At 74.2% G+C, this 17,073-nt stretch carries 14 protein-coding genes; 5 read left to right on the forward strand and 9 right to left on the reverse strand.

The genetic code is table 11. The annotated features are described in order from the left end of the window. Window positions 1–3: 3 nt before the first annotated feature. The 4 genes from HNP84_RS16870 to HNP84_RS16885 all read right to left on the reverse strand — a co-directional run bounded on the left by HNP84_RS16870 (window position 4) and on the right by HNP84_RS16885 (window position 7,033). Window positions 4–1,764 carry a protein kinase family protein gene (locus HNP84_RS16870; protein ID WP_185050657.1) on the reverse strand — a complete coding sequence of 587 codons (1,761 nt, stop codon included), beginning with the start codon at window positions 1,762–1,764 and terminating at the stop codon, window positions 4–6. A 5-nt stretch (window positions 1,765–1,769) separates the two neighbouring features. Beyond that, a complete protein-coding gene (locus HNP84_RS16875) occupies window positions 1,770–3,683 on the reverse strand; it encodes a serine/threonine-protein kinase (RefSeq protein WP_185050658.1) in 1,914 nt (637 codons plus the stop codon). A 200-nt stretch (window positions 3,684–3,883) separates the two neighbouring features. Then, a complete protein-coding gene (locus HNP84_RS16880) occupies window positions 3,884–5,347 on the reverse strand; it encodes a hypothetical protein (RefSeq protein WP_185050659.1) in 1,464 nt (487 codons plus the stop codon). Between the two features lie 156 nt (window positions 5,348–5,503). Continuing rightward, entirely contained in the window at window positions 5,504–7,033 is a 1,530-nt protein-coding gene (locus tag HNP84_RS16885; protein WP_221336329.1) for an alpha/beta hydrolase, read from the reverse strand. Between the two features lie 129 nt (window positions 7,034–7,162). Here HNP84_RS16885 and HNP84_RS16890 point away from each other — a divergent pair, with 129 nt between their 5' ends. Then, on the forward strand, window positions 7,163–8,305 hold the full coding sequence (locus HNP84_RS16890; RefSeq protein WP_185050661.1) for a sensor histidine kinase: 1,143 nt from the start codon (window positions 7,163–7,165) through the stop codon (window positions 8,303–8,305). Then, the gene (locus HNP84_RS16895) at window positions 8,293–8,937 is read left to right on the forward strand and encodes a response regulator transcription factor (RefSeq protein WP_185050662.1); all 645 of its coding nucleotides are present in this window, start codon (window positions 8,293–8,295) and stop codon (window positions 8,935–8,937) included. The genes HNP84_RS16890 and HNP84_RS16895 overlap by 13 nt, the downstream gene beginning before the upstream one ends. An 18-nt stretch (window positions 8,938–8,955) precedes the next feature. On the opposite strand, the gene HNP84_RS16900 is transcribed toward HNP84_RS16895, so the two are convergent. Both HNP84_RS16900 and HNP84_RS55045 read right to left on the reverse strand, forming a co-directional pair. After that, complete coding sequence (locus HNP84_RS16900) at window positions 8,956–9,177, reverse strand: putative antibiotic biosynthesis monooxygenase (protein WP_185050663.1); 222 nt, start codon at window positions 9,175–9,177, stop codon at window positions 8,956–8,958. Window positions 9,178–9,291: 114 nt separating this feature from the next. Further along, window positions 9,292–9,882 carry a TetR/AcrR family transcriptional regulator gene (locus tag HNP84_RS55045; protein ID WP_185050664.1) on the reverse strand — a complete coding sequence of 197 codons (591 nt, stop codon included), beginning with the start codon at window positions 9,880–9,882 and terminating at the stop codon, window positions 9,292–9,294. A gap of 139 nt (window positions 9,883–10,021) precedes the next feature. Here HNP84_RS55045 and HNP84_RS16910 point away from each other — a divergent pair, with 139 nt between their 5' ends. Continuing rightward, complete coding sequence (locus tag HNP84_RS16910; protein WP_185050665.1) at window positions 10,022–10,801, forward strand: hypothetical protein; 780 nt, start codon at window positions 10,022–10,024, stop codon at window positions 10,799–10,801. 3 nt (window positions 10,802–10,804) lie between these two features. Here the strand turns inward: HNP84_RS16910 and HNP84_RS16915 are convergent, their stop codons facing one another. After that, on the reverse strand, window positions 10,805–11,383 hold the full coding sequence (locus HNP84_RS16915; RefSeq protein WP_185050666.1) for a TetR/AcrR family transcriptional regulator: 579 nt from the start codon (window positions 11,381–11,383) through the stop codon (window positions 10,805–10,807). A 107-nt stretch (window positions 11,384–11,490) separates the two neighbouring features. On the opposite strand from HNP84_RS16915, the gene HNP84_RS16920 reads away from it, so the two are divergent. Then, entirely contained in the window at window positions 11,491–12,573 is a 1,083-nt protein-coding gene (locus HNP84_RS16920; protein ID WP_185050667.1) for a Gfo/Idh/MocA family protein, read from the forward strand. Next, on the forward strand, window positions 12,570–13,388 hold the full coding sequence (locus HNP84_RS16925) for an NAD-dependent epimerase/dehydratase family protein (RefSeq protein ID WP_185050668.1): 819 nt from the start codon (window positions 12,570–12,572) through the stop codon (window positions 13,386–13,388). Before HNP84_RS16920 ends, HNP84_RS16925 begins: the two co-directional genes overlap by 4 nt. A 52-nt stretch (window positions 13,389–13,440) precedes the next feature. Here HNP84_RS16925 and HNP84_RS16930 read toward each other — a convergent pair whose 3' ends face one another. Together HNP84_RS16930 and HNP84_RS16935 are read right to left on the reverse strand one after the other, a co-directional pair. Continuing rightward, a complete protein-coding gene (locus tag HNP84_RS16930; RefSeq protein WP_185050669.1) occupies window positions 13,441–15,186 on the reverse strand; it encodes an ABC transporter ATP-binding protein in 1,746 nt (581 codons plus the stop codon). Continuing rightward, window positions 15,183–17,033 (reverse strand): ABC transporter ATP-binding protein, encoded by a 1,851-nt coding sequence (locus HNP84_RS16935; protein ID WP_185050670.1) that lies wholly within the window; start codon window positions 17,031–17,033, stop codon window positions 15,183–15,185. The genes HNP84_RS16930 and HNP84_RS16935 overlap by 4 nt, the downstream gene beginning before the upstream one ends. Window positions 17,034–17,073: the final 40 nt, after the last annotated feature.

Consider the following 17,073-nt stretch of genomic DNA (forward strand, 5'->3'; position numbering starts at 1 on the left):
GGCTCACCCGGTGACGAAGGTGAGGTGGGGCAGCACCTCGCCCGTGCTGTTCATCTCGGCGAGCAGGCGGACCTCGGTGCCGTCGAAGGCGGTCACCGACACGCGGAAGGTGTCCTTCCCCGCCCAGCGGCCCCGGATGAGGTGCCGGTCGTCGTACCAGCCGATGGCGTAGGCGCCCTTGTCGCCCGGCACGGTCGCCCGGCGCTCGCCGGTGGCGGTGTCCCACACGCACAGGTCGTAGATCCCGCAGCCGGTGGTGACGAACAGCCGGCCGGACGGGGAGAACCGCTCCCTCCCCACCGGGTTGCCCACCCAGTGCATGGTACGGGTCACCCGCCCGGTCAGGTCCCGGAAGAGCACCCCGTTACGCAGCTCGGGCGTGGTGTAGTACGCCATGACGCCGTTCCCGTCGGGCGTCCAGTAGTAGACGGGCGGCACGGCGTCGGGGTCGGGCCGGTCCTGCGCGTCCGTGGTGGGCACGAACGTCGAGGTCCTGGCCACCACGTCCAGGATCACGAAGCCGCGGGTGACCGGCGGCCCCTGCCCGAGGGAGCCGATGACGGTGAGCAGCGCCCGCCTGTTGTCGCGGTTCCAGTTGAGGAACTGGGCGACATCCGGAGCGGTGGCGGCGGGCAGCGCGAACCGCTCTCCCGTGCGATGGTCGGTGAAGGCCACCTCCTGCCGCTGGAACTGCGCGAAGGACAGCTCGTTCACCACCGCCAGCCGGCGGCCGTCATGGGAGACCACGGCGACGGCGTTGGCGCCTCCGACCCGCCGGAAGTCGCCGGAGGTGCCGGCGCGGGCGTAGGCGACGGTGCGCTTGCCGTCCTGACCGACGTGGTAGGAGGCCAGCTTCACCGGATCGGCCGGGTTCTCGTACAGGGTGCCGCCGGTGGGCAGGCCGGTCTCCGTCGTGGCGGGCGGCGGCGTCGCCGGGGGCGGGGTGGCCGGCGGGCGGGCCGTGACGGCGGGGGGCGAGGCGGTGGAGGCCGGGGCGGCGGCCGGCCGCGCCGGCGAGGGCGGCACGAGGAGGTAGGTGACGCCGGCGGACACCAGGGCGACGGCCAGCGCGGCCGCCAGGAGGACCGGGGTGCGTGGGCGCCGCCGCCGGGCGGGCGGATCGGCCGGCGGAACCGGTTCCGACAGCAGCGCGGTGTCCAGCAGCCCGGAGTAGCCGATCAGCCGTAACAACGCCTCCTCGGCGGTGGGCCGCTCGCCGGCTTCGGCGGCCAGGCAGTCGGCCGCGAGGGCGCGCAGCGGTCCGTCGAGCGGGCCGAGGTCCGCCGCGCCGTGCAGCAGCCGGTTGACGACGGTGGTCATCGAGCCCTCGCCGAAGGGGGAGCGGCCGGTCGCCGCGTAGACCATCGTGGCGGCCCAGGTGAACAGGTCGCCCGAGGCGGAGACCGGAAGCCCCCGCACGTGCTCCGGCGTGCTCCAGACGAGGGTTCCGGCCGCGACGGTCTCGTCGTCGAGGGCGGGGGGAGCGCTCGCCGGCACGGGATGGCGCGGCCGGGGCCCGCGCGGGCCGAGCAGCACCGTGTCCGGCCGTACCGCGCCGTGCGTGATCCCCGCCCGGTGCAGGGCGGCCAGCCCGGTCATGGTGGCGATGGCGAGCCGGTGCAGGGCGGTGCCCGTCAGCGGCCCGTGCGCGCGGATCTCGTCCTCCAGCGAGGGCAGGCCGGTGCCGTCGTCCACGACGTAGCCGAGCCCGGCCGGTTCCTCCGCCGGCCGCTGCGGGGAATGCTGCGGGGGGTTCTGCGGCATCGCGGTCACCTCGGGGCCATGGCCACGTAGAAGTCCTCGTCGTAGTCCTTGCCGGCGATCGTCAGCAAGGTCCGCCGTTCCTTGCCGCGCAGATCCAGCGCGACCAGGCGGTCGGGCTCCTGGCTCGGGTTGAACACCAGCAGGTGGTTCTCGTCGTACCAGCCCCAGAACTCGCCGCCGTCGTAGAACAGCGCGACGCTGGCTCGGCGCACGCCCTCGGCGGTGTCCCAGACGCAGTACGTGCCGCCGCTGGGGCAGGACGTGGCGAACAGCCCGCCGGACGGGGAGAACATGCGCCCGCCGGTGGTGAACCCCACCCAGTCCAGGGTACGCATCTCGCGCCCCGCCAGGTCGCGGACGCGCATGCCGTGATCCCGCCCCGTCTTGTACGTCACCACGGTGCCGGTCCCGTCGGGCAGCCACGCGTAGTAGCCGCGGCCGTCGCGGGCCTCGTCGTCGGTGTCGACCAGCGTGACCTTCCTGGTGGCCACATCGATGATCGCGAACCCGCCGGGCAGCGGCACGCCCGCCTCGTCCTTGCCGGTGTCCTCGGTCGTGGTGAGCAGCAGCCGGCCGCCGTCCCCGGACCACACCGGCCGCCGCGAGGGTCCGACCTCCACCTCGAAGCCCGCGCCGCCCGCCCGGTCGAGGAAGGTCACCTTGCCGTCCTCCAGCAGGGCCAGCCAGGTGCCCGCCGGAGAGGCGGCCATCTCCTCCGGCGTGCCGGCGGTCTTGACGAACCGTGTGCTGCCGGGCGCGCGCACGTAGAAGGAGTCGCCGGCGCGGTAGGCGGCGACCCGGAGCGGATCGGCGGGGTGCTCCAGCAGGCCCATCTCCGCTCCCGGCGCGGCCAGGGTGGCGGCCGGGGAGGGCGGTGGGGAAGGCGGGGGCGCCGCGGACAGCGACACCACGGACGGCGTGGGGGTGCCGGTCGCGGCGGCCGTGGCAGGGGCGCGGGACCGCAGCGCGTACACCGTGCCCGCCGAGGCCACGGCGATGACCAGGCCCACGGCCGCCGCGAGCACCGCGAACCGCCAGGAGCGGGCGCGCGGGGCGGCGGAGAGCGTGCCGGCGGACGGCGGCGCCGCCGCGGCGACCTCCTCCGGCCCGGCGGTGAGCAGGGAGTGGCCCACGAGCCTCAGCAGCGCCTCCCCCGCCGTGGGGCGTGCGGCCGGGTCCTTGTCCAGGCAGGCGGCGATGACGCCGCGCAGGTGCTCGTCCAGGGCGGTGAGGTCGGGTTCGGCCTGGATGATCCGGTTCATCGTGGCCACGGCGGATTCGCCCTCGAACGGCGCCCGGCCGGTCGCGGCGAACAGCATCGTCGAGGCCCAGGCGAAGACGTCGGCCGGCTTGCCCGCCCCGGCTCCGGCGAACCGCTCGGGCGCGGCGAAGGCCAGCTTCGCCGCGCCGACCTTTTCGGTCGGGGCGTCGGCGGCCACGACCCCGGCGGCCTCCAGCGCGGGGGCGACCCCCGCGTTGATCACCCGCGGGCCCTCGGGCCCGAGCAGCACGTTGCCCGGGTCGAACTCGCCGTGGACGCCGCCGGCCTGGTGCACGGCCACGAGCGCCGTCATCGTGGCGATGGCCAGCCGGTGCAGCGCCGTGCCCGGCAACGGCCCCCGCCGCTCGACGGCCGCGCGCAGCGTCTCGCCGTCAACGTGCTCCGTGACCAGGAAGGGCCGTCCGTCCTCGGTCTCGCCCATGTCGATGACCTGCGCGGTGTAGTACGCGTCCTGCGCCCGGACCGGGCGGATGCGCTCCAGGAACGCCGACGCCTCCGCCGGGTACACCTTCACCACGACGCGCTCGCCCCCGGGCGCCCTGGCCGTGTAGACGCCGCTGCCGGCGAGCAGCCCGTCCAGCGTGTACTCGCCCAGCCGCCTGGGGTCTTCCCGGCGTAACGGAGCCGATTCTGGCATGCGCACCTCCGGTCACCACCAACCGTAGATCATCCCAGAGGCGCGCGGGCGCGTACCGGAGATGCCGGCCGCGACCCCCGGCGGCGACGGCCGTCACGGGCGCCGGGCCACGTGCCGTGGCCCGGCGCCGGTGGTCCCGGCGGGAGCCCCGAGGAACGACGATCACTTCTCGGGGCGGGACGCCGCCGGGGCCGGGGGTGCTACTTGGGCGGGCAGTTCAGGGTGAAGCTGACCTCCTTGACCGGCTTGTTGTGGTTGAGCACCTCGAAGCGGGCCACGCCGTCGGAGGTCACCGGGTGGTTGGCCGCGAGGAACCTGGTGGTGCCCTTGCCGAACGCCTTCTTCGCCTCGAACGAGGTGCCGGGCACGGTCACCCGGTAGATCACCTCGTCGGACCTGTCCAGGGTGAGCGTGACCTCGATCGCCAGGCGGGCGCGGTCGGTGCACTGCGGCGCGGTCACCACCTTGTCGATGCTCACCGTGACCTCCTGCGGCTCCTGTAGGCAGGTGAGGGTGAACACCTTCTCGGCCACGACCACGGACCCGCTGCCGATCCTGGCGTGGAGCCTGAGCGTGTGCGTGCCCTGCTTGGAGGAGTCGAGACTGAACGAGGCGCCGGTCAGCACCTGCCGGTAGGAGTCCTGCGGTGTCCAGGTGGCCTGCTGGTCGTCCCAGGGGACGCCGTCCAGGCTCCAGTTGTAGGTGACCGTGCCGCCCCAGTTCTCCGGCGGCATCACGTAGCCGTAGGCCTGGTAGGCGATCGGCGCCGTGCAGGCGCCCTCGTAATCGCCGGGGTACAGTTCGGTCAGCCTGACCGACGGCTCGGGCCGGCCGGGACCTCCTGTCGGCGTGGTCGTCGGCGTCGCGGTCGGTGTCGTCGTCGGTGTCGTCGTCGGGGTCGTCGTGGGCGTCGGCGTCGGGTTCGTGGCGCAGGTCACCTTGTAGGCGGCGCGGCCGGAGTCGTGCCCGTCCTGTACCGCGATGGCCTTCCAGCCGCTCGTGGAGGAGGCCACGCTCAGCGGCAGCACGACCTCGCGCAGACGGGGCCCGCCCGCCGGGAAGTCGAGGTACTGCACCGGGCCCTCGCCCAGGGCGCTGTCCACCCAGCGGTAGGCGACCCTGGCGGGCACGCGCGACACCTGGATGGTGCCGGTGAAGCGGACGGTGACCGGGCAGGCGCCCTGCTGGACCGGCGGGTCCACGCGTACGGCGGCGGCGGCCACCGTCGGCCGCTGCCGGTCGGCGGGCAGCGGCCGGCCCGCGTCGTAGATCTTCAACGGACCCGTGCACGTCACGGCGTAACGCGCCTTGGCCGACAGCCCCTTCTTACCGATGATCTCCACGGCCTGCCAGCCCTTGGCCGACCTGTCGAAGGTCTGCCTGTCCCTGACCACGACCTTCTTGGCACCGTTCGTACGGAAGCTCTTGATCACCCCGGTGGTGCCGTCGCTGCGGACCCAGCGGTACCTGACCGTGCCCTTCCCCTTGGCGGTCACGGTCGCGGTGAAACCGACGGTGGTCGGGCAGGAGCCGGACTGTCCGGCCGGTGATGCCTTGACCGCGGACACGGCGGCCTTGACCGGCCGGGGGGCGGCGGCTGCGGGGGGCGGGTTGACCAGCCCGCCGAGCAAGAGCGCACCAAGCAGCAAAGCTGCCCTTCTCATGGGGTAGCGCCTTTCTAGTGAGGGAGAGCGCACAGGTTAACGGCCGCCACTTGAGCCTCAGTTGTCACCGAATGGGTCCTCACAGGCGGCGCACGCGCCGGGGCCTCGGGGCGGAGCACGTACGGGAGAAAAAGGGCCGCGCACCGGCCGGAGCGGCTACGGCGTGCCTGCGGCGCCCCCCTCGCAGGTCTGGTCGGTGGCGGGCAGGGCGCCGGTTTCGAGGTAGGCGTTCACCTTGTCGTCCACGCAGGGGTCGCCGTATTCGCCGTATATCCCGTGGGCGATGGTGTCGCGCAGGGTCAGGAGGCGAGAGCCGGTCAGGAGGCGACGCATGGCCTGGCCGCCTCGGTAGGTGGTGGCGGTGTCGCCGGTGGCGGAGACGAGGAGAGCCGGATGGTGTCCGCCGATCGTGGGCGGGGCCTCGCGGGGTTTGTGGGGCCAGAAGGCGCAGGGGGAGATGTTGCCGGTCAGGGGGCCGAAGAGAGGATGGCGGCGCCGGCTGCGTTCGATGTCGCGCCAGTAGGTCTCGGGATCGCGCGGGGCGGCGCGGTCGCCGCACATGATGGCGGCGGCCGGGCTGCCGTAGTGGGACAGGTCGCCGGTCAGCAGGAACCGGAGGGTCTGCCGCAGCGCCGGGGGTGCGGCGACGCCGGCCCCGCGTGCCGCCCGGCGCAACGCCTCCATGGTGGCGGTGAACGCGGCGCGGTTCTCCTCGCGGTCGTCGCCCACGCCGGTGTAGATCAGGTACGGGACGACGTGCTCGTCGAGCGCGTACGGGCCGACGCGCAGGGGGCGTGCCGACGCCGCCTCGACGACGTGCCGGACGGTGGCGAGAACGGCGCGGCGGGTGCGGCCGAGGCCGTGGTCACGGGGGTGCGCGGCGGCCCATGACGCCCAGGCGCCGAGGGCACGCTCCGCCGCGGGTTCCCTGCCCAGCAGCCGGGGCCCGTACCGGGCCGGATCGACTGGGCTGTCCAGGACCACCCGGTCGGTTCGCCCGGGGAACATCTCCATGTAGAGGGCGCCGAGATAGGCGCCGTAGGAGTAGCCGAGGTAGGAGATGCGCCGTTCGCCGAGGACGGCGCGCACGATGTCCAGGTCACGGGCGGTGTTCCGGGTGGTGGCGTGCGGGAGCACGTCGCCGTGGCGCCGCGCGCACCGTTCGGCCAGCCGCCTGTGGAAGGCCACCTGCCGGTCGAACGCGGCCCGGTCGCCGCCCGCGGAGCGGATCCAGATGCCGGTGGGCCAGCCGCAGTCCAGCGGTGTGCTGCGGCCCACGAACCTCGGGTCGATCCCCACGAGGTCGTAGCGGGAGCCGGCGTCCCCCATGTACGCGCGGGTGCTCAGGGGCATGCCCAGCGTCGGCTCACCGGGCCCGCCCCGGTTGAGCAGCATCGTGCCGATCCGGCGGGAGGGGTCGGACGCCGGCAGCCGGGACACGGCGATCGTGATCGTTCGCCCCGCCGGCCGGCTGTAGTCCAGGGGCACGGTTATCCGGGCGCATCGGGCTCCGGCCTGGTCGAGAGCCGTGCCCTCGTGGTCCTGCGGCCCTTGGCCGCAGTCCGTCCAGGTGACGCTCTGGTGGTGGTAGGCGGCCAGGTCGCGGGCGGGCCGGTCCACGACGGCGACGGCGACCGCGCTCACGCCGGCCAGAACCAGTGCGCCCAGTCGTTTCCTCGTTGTCATGGCCGCGACGCTAGGTCTGCCGGCCATGACGGCGACATGGTGTGCGCTGTCTGCCGAAGGTACAGTCCGCTGTAGTGCCCGTTCCCCGCCGTGCCCCGATACTGGCACCGAGGACCGAAGGGAGGGGGCGTGCCGAAACCGTGGCGCGGCGTGGCCTACCTGCTCGACGGTCTGCTGACCGCCCTCGCCACGATCGTCCTGCTGCCGGTTCTCGCGCTGCCCGCCGCGGCGCACGCCTGGGCCGAACGCCATCGGCGACGCGCCGGGCTGCTGCTCGGCGTCACGGTCCCGGATCGTCCGACGCCGCCCGCCGGTCGCCCCTGGGCTCGGTGGGGCCGCGACCTGTTGTGGGCGGTGGCGCACGTCGCGACGGCGTTGCCGCTCGGGCTGGCCGCGCTGACCTGCCTGGGCAACATCCTCACCGCCACCGTGTCCCTGACGCTGTGGTGGGCGCTGCCCCCGGCCGCGACCCCGCGCCTGCTCGGCGACATTCCGGTGGAGGGCTGGACGGTGGCGCTGGCGCCGGTGCAGATCGTCGTTCTGGCCGCGGTGGCCTGGCTGGGCGGCCCGCCTCTGGCCCGCGCGCACGCCCGGCTCTGCCTGGCGGTGTTGTCCCCGTCGGCGGCCGGACGACTGACCCAGCGGGTGGAGGAGCTGACCCGGACACGGGCCGAGGCCCTGGACGCGCACGCGGCGGAGCTGCGCCGGATCGAACGCGACCTGCATGACGGTGTCCAGGCCCAGTTGGTGGCGGTCGCCCTGCGCCTCGGCGTTGCCGGCGAGTCGCTGACCGGCGCCCCCGAGGGCGCGACGAGGCTGGTACGGGAAGCGCACGAGGGAGTGGAGCAGGCCATGGCGGGCTTGCGCGCGGTGATCCGTACCGCGTACCCGCCGATCCTGGCCGACCGCGGGCTCGCCGGGGCGCTGACGGCCCTGGCCGCGGGGTGCGGCGTGCCGGCCCGCGTCCACATCGGGGAACTGGGCGCGGTCCCGGTCGCCGTGGAGACGGTGGCCTACTTCGTCGTCGCCGAAGCGCTCACCAACGCCGCCAGACACAGCCGCGCCACCTCGGCCGAGGTGCGCGTCGAACGGGTGGGCGCCATGCTGTCGGTCCGGGTCACCGACGACGGGATCGGCGGCGCGGACGAAGCGCGGGGCACCGGCATCAGCGGGATCCGCCGCCGCGTGCTCGCCCTCGACGGCACCGTCCAGGTGACCAGCCCACCGGGCGGCCCCACCACGATCGCCGTGGAGGTGCCGTGCGGGTCGTGATCGCCGAGGACAACGTCCTGCTGTCCAGCGGCCTGGAACTGCTGCTGGCGGCCAAGGGCTTCGAGGTCGTCGCGACCGTCGGCGACGGCCCGTCCTTCCTGGCCGCCGTCACCGCGCACCGCCCCGACGTGACGATCGTCGATGTGCGGCTCCCGCCGTCCTTCAAGGACGAGGGAATCCGCGCCGCCCTCGACGCACGCCGCCTCCGGCCCGGCCTGCCGGTGCTGGTGCTGTCGCAGTACGTCGAACGCGAGTACGCCAAGGAACTGCTCACCGACGGCCGCGGCGGCATCGGCTACCTGCTCAAGGACCGGGTGAGCCGGGTCGCCGAGTTCACCGGCGCCCTGCGCCGCGTCGCCGCGGGCGGCACCGCGATGGACCCGGAGGTCATCGCCCAGCTCCTGGTGGGCCCCGGCCGCGACCCGCTGTCCGGCCTCACGCCGCGCGAACTTCAGGTCCTCGCCCTGATGGCCGAAGGGCACGACAACACCGCGCTCGCCGACCGGCTCGGCATCACCCTCAACGCCGTTCACAAGCACATCGGCGCCATCTTCGCCAAGCTGGGGCTGTCCCCCTCCGACAGCGGCCACCGCCGCGTCCAAGCCGTTCTCACCTACCTGAACCACCGCTGACCTGGAGGGCCGCCGGGTTCAGCGCCGGCGCCGGAGCAGGAGGGCGCGGGCGCGCAGGAGCGCCGGCACGAGGGCGTACACCACCACGGGGACCACGATCGCGGTGAGGGCGAGGGTGCGCAGCGGCAGGGGGAGCGGTGCCAGGACCGGGCCGATCAGGAGCTGGACCAGCATGATCATCAAGTAGACCGCCAGCCAGGTGATCAGGGCGCGCTGGTGCACGGAGGGAGCGGAAGACATGGCGATGCCCTTTCGCGAAGCATTTCCAACTAGATGGTTGGATAGTGCCACGAGAGAATCCAACTGTCTAGTTGGATTCTGCCCGAGATGGCCGCCGGCGACGGCGTGCCGCGTCTAGTGGGCGTCCGGGGCGACGAGGCGGCGGATGGTCCAGACGAGGGCGTCGCGGCGGCGTTCGGCGTCGTGTTCCGCGGGGCCGAGGATCATGCGGTTGAGCTGGGGCATGACGTGCCAGCTCGTGGCCAGAAAGATGATCGTCAGCAGCACGTCCTCCGGGCGCAGGCGGGTGCGCGCCGTCTCCGGGAGGCACTTGGCGACCACGGCCACCTTGGCGCGGTAGCGCTCGGTCCTGGGCCCCTCCTGTACGCCGGGCTCGTGGCCGAGCTCCAGGCCCTCCCAGTGCAGCAGGCGCGCCAGATGCGGCCGCTCCCGGTAGTGGTCGAACACCTCGCCCGCGTACTCGATGAGGGCTTCGGGGGTGGCCGCGTCCAGGGGGACCGCTTCGGCCAGGTGGTCGAGCTCGGCGAGCACCACGGCGTCGAACAGGGCGTCCTTGCCGCCGAAGTACTGGTAGATCCGCTCCTTGTTGACGCCCGCGGCCGCGGCGATCCGGTCGATGCGCGCCCCGGCGCGCCCGCGTGCGGCGAACTCTTCCACGGCGGCGTCCAGCAGGAGTTTGCGGGTGCGCTCGGTGTCCCAGGCCATGGCCGCAGCCTATCAATCTCCAACCAAAAGGTTGGAGAGCCGGTCGCGCCGGTGTTATGGTCGAGGCGAGAAGTCCAACCAAACGGTTGGAAATGAGGCTCCCCGGGCCTCACGCCGAGGTCTGAAGAAGGGTGCGAACGTGCACAAGAAGGACGGGCGGCGGATCGCCGCCGTGGCGGTGGCCGCCGTAGCGATGATCACAGGAGGTACGGCCATGACACTGTCGGAGCGGGGCGTGTCCGAGCGGGGGATGTCCGAGCGGGGCGTGTCCGAGCGGGGCGCCGGCCCGCAGGCATCCGAGGACCGGCGACCGCGGACGCCCGCGGGCGGCGGGCAGACGGCCGAGGCCGTCCGGAAGATCCTCGCGGCGGCGAACCTCGCGGTGCCGCACGGGTGGCGGCCGGCGGACATCCGCGAGGAGCGTCACGACGAGGTTCCCGTGACCGTGGTCCGGTACGAGCGCGACGGGCGCCGGAGCCTCGGCGGCGAACACGTCTCGGCCGTGGTGGCGGACGACGGCACGCTCCTGGGATACACCCGGCTGGTCGCCGACACGCCCCCGGCGCGTCTGTCCGAGGAACGCGCGCGTCAAGCCGCCCTCGGCTGGCTCCGGTCGTACGTCCCCGAGTACGCGCAGGGCCTGCGGGTGCAGTGGGTGGACCGCCACGACGAACGCGTCCGCACCCCCGATGGGCGTGAGCGGGTCGTCTCCGGCATGAAGGTGAAGGCCCACCACACGTCGGGCCGGTACGCCTGGGTGATCGTGGACGGCGGCGGGCGGATCGTCACCTATGAACGAGACGTCCGCTGGGACGGGGCGGCGGGCCGGCGAGGCACCGAGATGTGGCTGCACGACAGTTGGATCGCCGCGCGTGAGGGCACCGGGCCGCAACCGGGCGCGCCCTACGCGGTGGCGTAGAGATCACCAGCCGAGGGCGTTCAGGACCAGGGCGGCGGTCCGGCGCATGGTCTCGCGGTCGTGTCCGGCGCGGGCCTGGACGGCGAAGCCGTCGGTGAGGGTGGTGACCAGGCGGACCAGGTCGGCGGGCGTGCAGCCGGGGGGCAGGTCGTCGGCTTCCTCCAGGCGCCGCGTCAGCGCCAGGTCGCCGGCCCGGCGGCGGGCGGCGACCTCGCGGCGTACCGGCTCGGCGTCCGGGCCGCAGGCGTGCAGGCCGCCCACGCTCAGGCAGCCGCCCACCGAGTCCTCGCCGGCGACCAGTTCGATCGCGCCGTACACGAGGCGTTCCACGACCTGGCGGGCGGTGGGCTCCTCCAGCGCCTCGGTGGCGAAGGCCCCGGGACCGGCGAGGTAGCGGTCGAGGACCCTGCCGAACAGCTCCTCCTTGTTGCCGAAGGCGGCGTAAAGGCTGGGCCGGTTGATGCCCATGGCCGCGGTCAGGTCGGCCAGCGAGGTCCCCTCGTACCCCTGCCGCCAGAACACCTCAAGCGCGCGATCGAGCGCGACGTCCGCGTCGAAGCCGCGGGGACGACCACCGGGCATGCCATCCACCTCCGAATTTCCTACCTATCGGTACATTACCCCTTGCCCTGGGCCGGTGGGTGCGAGTAGGTTTCATACCTGTCGGTACAGAACTGGGGAGCGAACTCATGATCCGAGTAGGTGTGGCCGGGGCCGGAGGCTGGGCGGAGGTGTCCCATCTGCCCGCGTTGCGGCGGATGCCGGAGTTCGAGGTGACGGCGGTGGCCACAACGCGCCGCGAGAGCGCCGAACGGGCGGCCGCCGCGTACGGTGCGCGGCACGCCTTCGCCGGCGCCGAGGCGATGGCCGCCCATCCCGAGGTGGACCTGGTCGTGGTGTCCGTCAAGGCCCCCGAGCACGCCAAGGTCATCCGGGCCGCGCTCGACGCGGGCAAGCACGTGCTGTCGGAGTGGCCCCTCGGGGCCGGCACCGCCGAGGCGGAAGAACTCGCCGCCGCCGCGGCGCGGGCGGGCGTGCTCAACGCCGTGGTGCTGCAGGGCCACCACCTGCCGGGCGCCCGCTACATGGCGGATCTCAGCGCAGAGGGCCGGATCGGGCGGATCGAGTCGCTTGCGCTGGTCGCCTCGGGCGCCCCGCTCGGCGGCGGCCGCATCCCCGAGTCCCTGGAGTGGAGCACCGACCCGGCCGCCGGCAACTCCGTCCTGACGGTCATGGCCGGGCACGCGGTGGCGACCCTGGAACGCCTGGCGGGCCCGTTCGCCGAACTGTCGGCGCGGCTGCCCCGCCACCACGACCGGGTCGCCGTCGGCGAGACCGGGCGCAGCGTTCCCAACGGCGTCGCCGGACAGGTGCTGGTGCACGGCCTGCTGGCGGGCGGCGCCTCGGCGTCGGTCATCGTCTACGGCGGCAACGGACCGGCCCCCGACCCCTTCCACCTGCGGATCGTGGGGGAGCGCGGCACCCTGACCGCCGCCCCGGCCCAGCCCGGCATGTACCTCAACTGGGCGGACTGGTCGATCGACCTGTCGGGCGAGCCGCTGCCGGTGCCCGGCTCCTACCGGACGGCGCCCGCCGACCTGCCCCCGGGGCCGGCCGCCAGCGTCGCCGCCGTCTACGCCGAGATCGCCCAGGCCGTCGCCGAGGGCCGCCCCGCGCGCCCCGACTTCGCCACCGCCGCGCGTTACCACCGTTTGCTGACGGCCATCGAGGAGTCCGCCGCCGCCGGCGGCGCTACCAAGGAGATCGCATGAACGTCCTCGTCATCGGTGCCACCGGTTTCATCGGCGCGGTGGTCGCCGCCGCCCTGGCCGGCGCCGGCCACGATGTCTCCGCCCTGCGGCACTCGGGCGGCCGTGCCACGGAGTACCGTCCCGTGCCCGGCGACCTGACCGACCCGGTCTCGCTGACGCGGGCCGCCGCGGGGTTCGACCGGGTGGTGCACGCCGGGCCGCCGCTGGGCGCGGACCTCGACCTGGCCGGGGTGGACGCGCTGCTGGCCTCCGGCAGCCCGCTCGTCTACACCACCGGCGCCGCCGTGCTCGGCGGCGGCTCTCACGACGAGGACAGCGAGCCCGACCCGCACCCCGTCGTCGCCTGGCGGGCCGAGGTCGAACGCCGGGTCCGCGCGGCGGGAGGCCGGGTGGTCCGGCCCGGCATGCTGTACGGCGAGGGCGGAGGAAGCGTACCGGCCCTGCTGGCGGCCAAGGCCGCCGAGCGCGGCACCGGCGTCTACATCGGCGAACCGGGCGTACGCTGGCCGGTCGTGCACGTCGCGGACCTGGCCGCCCTGTACGTCGCCGTGGTCGAACACGCCGAGCCCGGCACGGTCTGGCACGGGATGAGCGAGACCGTCCGCCTCGACGAGCTCGCCCGGGTGCTCGGCGGCGGCACGGCGGCCCCGTGGCCACTGGAGGAGGCGACCGCCGAACTGGGCCCCATCGCCGGCCTGTACACCCTCGACCAGGACATCTCATCGGACAAGACGCGCCGGCTCCTGGACTGGACGCCGAAGCACACCTCGATCCTCGCCCACCTGAGCGCCGAGCCGCCGTCCCCGGCCCGCTGACCATCCTCACCCTGGGCACGATCCCGTCGGGCCCGGCGCTCGCTGGGCCCGTTCACCGGGGGCCGGCCGGGGCGATGTGCCATCTGCGGGCGCTGTCGTACTGGTCGAACAGGCGGGCGAAGGCGCCGCCCGCGGTGCGAAGCCCGGCGGGGGTTCCGGCCTCGGTGACCTGGCCGGCGTCGAGGGTGATGACCTGGTCGGCGGCGGTCAGGGTGGCGGGGCGGTGCGCGATCACGATGACGGTGCGTTCCGGGTCGCGGGCGAGGCGGGCGATGGCGTAGCCGACGGCGCGCTCGCTCTCCGGGTCGAGCGCTGAGGCGGCCTCGTCGATGAGCACGATGCGGGCCCGCTTGAGGAAGGCCCTGGCGATGGAGACCCGTTGCCGCTCGCCGCCGGAGAGCTGGGCGCCGCCCTCGCCGACCCGGGTGTCCCAGCCGTCGGGCAGCCGCTCGACGACCTCGTCCAGGCGGGCCTCGCGGGCGGCGTCCTCCAGTTCGGCGCGGGTGGCGTCCGGGCGGGCCAGCCGCAGGTTCTCCTCGATGGTGGTGTCGAAGAGGTAGACGTCCTGGAAGACGATGGCGATCTCGTCGAGCAGCGCGGCGTGGTCGTAGTCGCGCACGTCGCGCCCGCCGACGCGTACGTGCCCGGAGCCGGCGTCGAAGAAGCGGGCGATCAGCCGGATGACGGTGGTCTTGCCCGAGCCGGACGGCCCGACCAGGGCCGTGGTGGTCCCGGGCCGGCAGCGGAAGGAGACGCCGGACAGCGCGGGCGCGGCCCCGTAGGAGAAGGTCACGTCGTCGAACTCGATGCCGGCGTCGGCCACCCGGCGCACCGGCCGGGGGCTGCGCGGCAGCTCCGGGACGTCCAGGATGGCCTCGACGCGGCCGATGCCGTTCTCCATGGCGCGCAGCGCCCCGATGAGCTCGATCAGCGTGCCGAGGGGTTCGAGGAACCGCACGGCGAGCACGAGCAGGGCGATGGTGTCGGGAACGGTGAGGGCCCCGGAGAGCAGGAGCTGCGCGCCGAGCGAGAGCACCGCGACGAAGCCGGCCATGACGACGCCGGTGAAGCTCAGGTCCGGCAGCAGGGAGCGGTCCAGGCCGCGGCGGTAGCTGCGGCGGTGCTCGTCGAGGGCCTCGCGCATGCGGTCGCCGCCCGTGCCGCCCTTGCCCGCGGCGCGCAGCACCGGCTGCGCCTGGCCGAGTTCGATGGCGCGGCCCGCGATCTCGGTCGCGGCCTGGTCCAGTTCCTTCTCCGCGATCGAGGAGACGCGCCCGGCGCGGCGCAGCGTCAGGTACGCGGCGGGCACGACGGCGAGGAACAGCAGCGCCAGGCGCCAGTCCACCGCGAACGTCACCGCGATGACGGTGGCGGGCACGAGCACGGAGGTGATGGCCGGCTGCCCGATCGTCACGGCCAGCGTGCCGATCGCGCCGGCGTCGGCGGTGACCGTACGGGCGAGCCGCGCCTTGCGCTCGGTGGTGAACCAGCCCAGCGGCAGCGTGGTCACGTGCCGCATCAGGCGGTGGCGGAGCTGGGCGGTCATCTGCATGGACGCGGCGAAGCCCACCGGTGTGGCGATCACCGTGAGCACCCCGTACGCGGCCAGGCCGATGCCGCCCGCCACGAGCCACGGGCCGGCGGCGTCCAGGTCGGGCTCCGGGCGCAGCAGGGCCCGTACGATCGGCACCAGCGTCCCGAGCAACAGGCCCTGGAGGACGGCGAGGATGGCGGTGAGCAGGCCGAGGCGGGCCATGAGCCCGGCGTCCGGGCAGAGCCGGTACAGCTTGCGGATCACGCGTCGTCTCCGTTCCGCTGGGCGCGCCACATGCGCGCGTAGAGCCCGTCGCGGGCGATGAGGTCGTCGTGGGTGCCGGCCTCGGCGAGGCGTCCGCCGTCCAGGACGAGGATCCGGCCGGCGCCGCTGATGGTGTGCAGGCGGTGCGCGATGACCAGGACGGTCTTGCCCGCGACCAGTTTCGACAGCGCCTGCTGCACCGCGGTCTCGCTGTCGGGGTCGAGCGCGGCGGTGGCCTCGTCCAGGACGACGACGGGCGCCCCGGACAGGATCGCGCGGGCGATGGTCAGGCGCTGGCGTTCGCCGCCCGACAGGCCGCCTCCGTCGGCGCCCAGCACGGTCTCGTAGCCCTGCGGAAGCCGCTCGATCACCTCGTGGATCTGCGCCGCCATGGCGGCCCGGCGTACGTCCTCGTCGTCGGCGCCGGGGCGGCCGACGCGGATGTTCTCCGCGACGGTGTCGCGCAGGAGTGCCACGTCCTGGAACACCAGCGACATCGACGACAGCAGCGTCTGCGCCGGGATGTCCCGCACGTCGGCGCCCCCGATCCGGATCGCGCCGCCGGTCACGTCGTAGAACCGCGGCAGCAGGCTCGCGAGCGTGGACTTGCCGGCGCCCGACGGCCCGACGAGCGCGGTGACGGTGCCGGGCTCGCACACGGCGGTGATGTCGCTGAGCGCGTCGGTGACCCCGTCGTAGGAGAAGGACACCCGGTCGAACTCGATGCGGTGGCCCTCGGGGCGCCGGGGGCGTACCGGCTCGGGCAGGGCCCGGCGGGCGAGCAGGGCGTCGATGTGGGAGGCCGCCATCCTGCCCTGGCGCAGCCCCTGGCCGCCCTGGATGGCCGGGGTGATCGAGGTCGGCAGGCCGATGCCGATGACGAGGAACGGCAGCAGGTCGGCCGCGGCGAGCTCGCCCGCGCCGATGAGCGGCACGCCGACGGCCATCACCGCGGCCAGCACCGCCATCTCGCAGGACAGGAGCCGCGACGCGGCCGAACTGTAGCGGGTCTCGTTCACCCAGGCGCGCATCGCGGCGGTGTGCTCCCGCACGGCCTCGGCGAAGCGGTCCAGCACGCGCCCGCCGGTGCCGAACGCCTTGACCACGGTGATCCCGTCGGCGTACTCCACGGTGGCGGCGCTGATCCGTCCCGCCGCGGCGATCAGCCGGGTCATGTGGACGCTCATGGAACGCATCGCGGTCCGGTAGCAGATCACCATCGCGACCAGGACCCCGGCGGTGACCAGCGCCATGCGCCAGTCCACGAACGCCAGGTAGCCGAGGCCGACCGCGATGGCCGTCGCCGCGCCCACCATCTCACCCAGGGCGTGCGCGATGAGCTGGTGCATGTCCTCCAGGTCGTCGGTCAGCGCCTTCTTCACCTCGCCGGAGCCTGCTGCCCGGAACCAGCCCAGGGGCAGGGCGCCCAGGTGCCGGATGACCCGGACCCGGATGTGGTGCAGGAGCTCCGCGTCGGCGTAGTGCCCCAGACGCGAGGACGCGAAGACCAGGACCAGCCGCGCGCAGGCACCGGCAGCCCCGATGCCGACCCAGCCCCACACCGTGCCCGCCAGGCCCGTGGCGTCCGGGGCGGCGAGCGCGGCACGGGCGATCTCCGCGATGGCCACGTACGGGGCGAAGCCGGCCGCCGCGCCCGCCGCCGACAGGACGGCGCAGACGATCAGATGGGTGCGGACCGGGCGCAGCATGCGCGCCAGCGGGCCCGCGCGCAGCAGCCGCGCGGCGTTCTCCGGGGTCTGCGGCCTCCGCCCGGCGCCGGGAGACGGCGGCGCGGGCGGCCCCTGCCGCCCGGTGTCCCTGGCGGGCGTGGTGCCTGTGGTCGTCATGAGCCTTCCTCGTCCGGTGATCGGTCCGGCCGGCCCGCCG

Source organism: Thermocatellispora tengchongensis (assembly GCF_014202315.1).
GTDB lineage: Bacteria > Actinomycetota > Actinomycetes > Streptosporangiales > Streptosporangiaceae > Thermocatellispora > Thermocatellispora tengchongensis.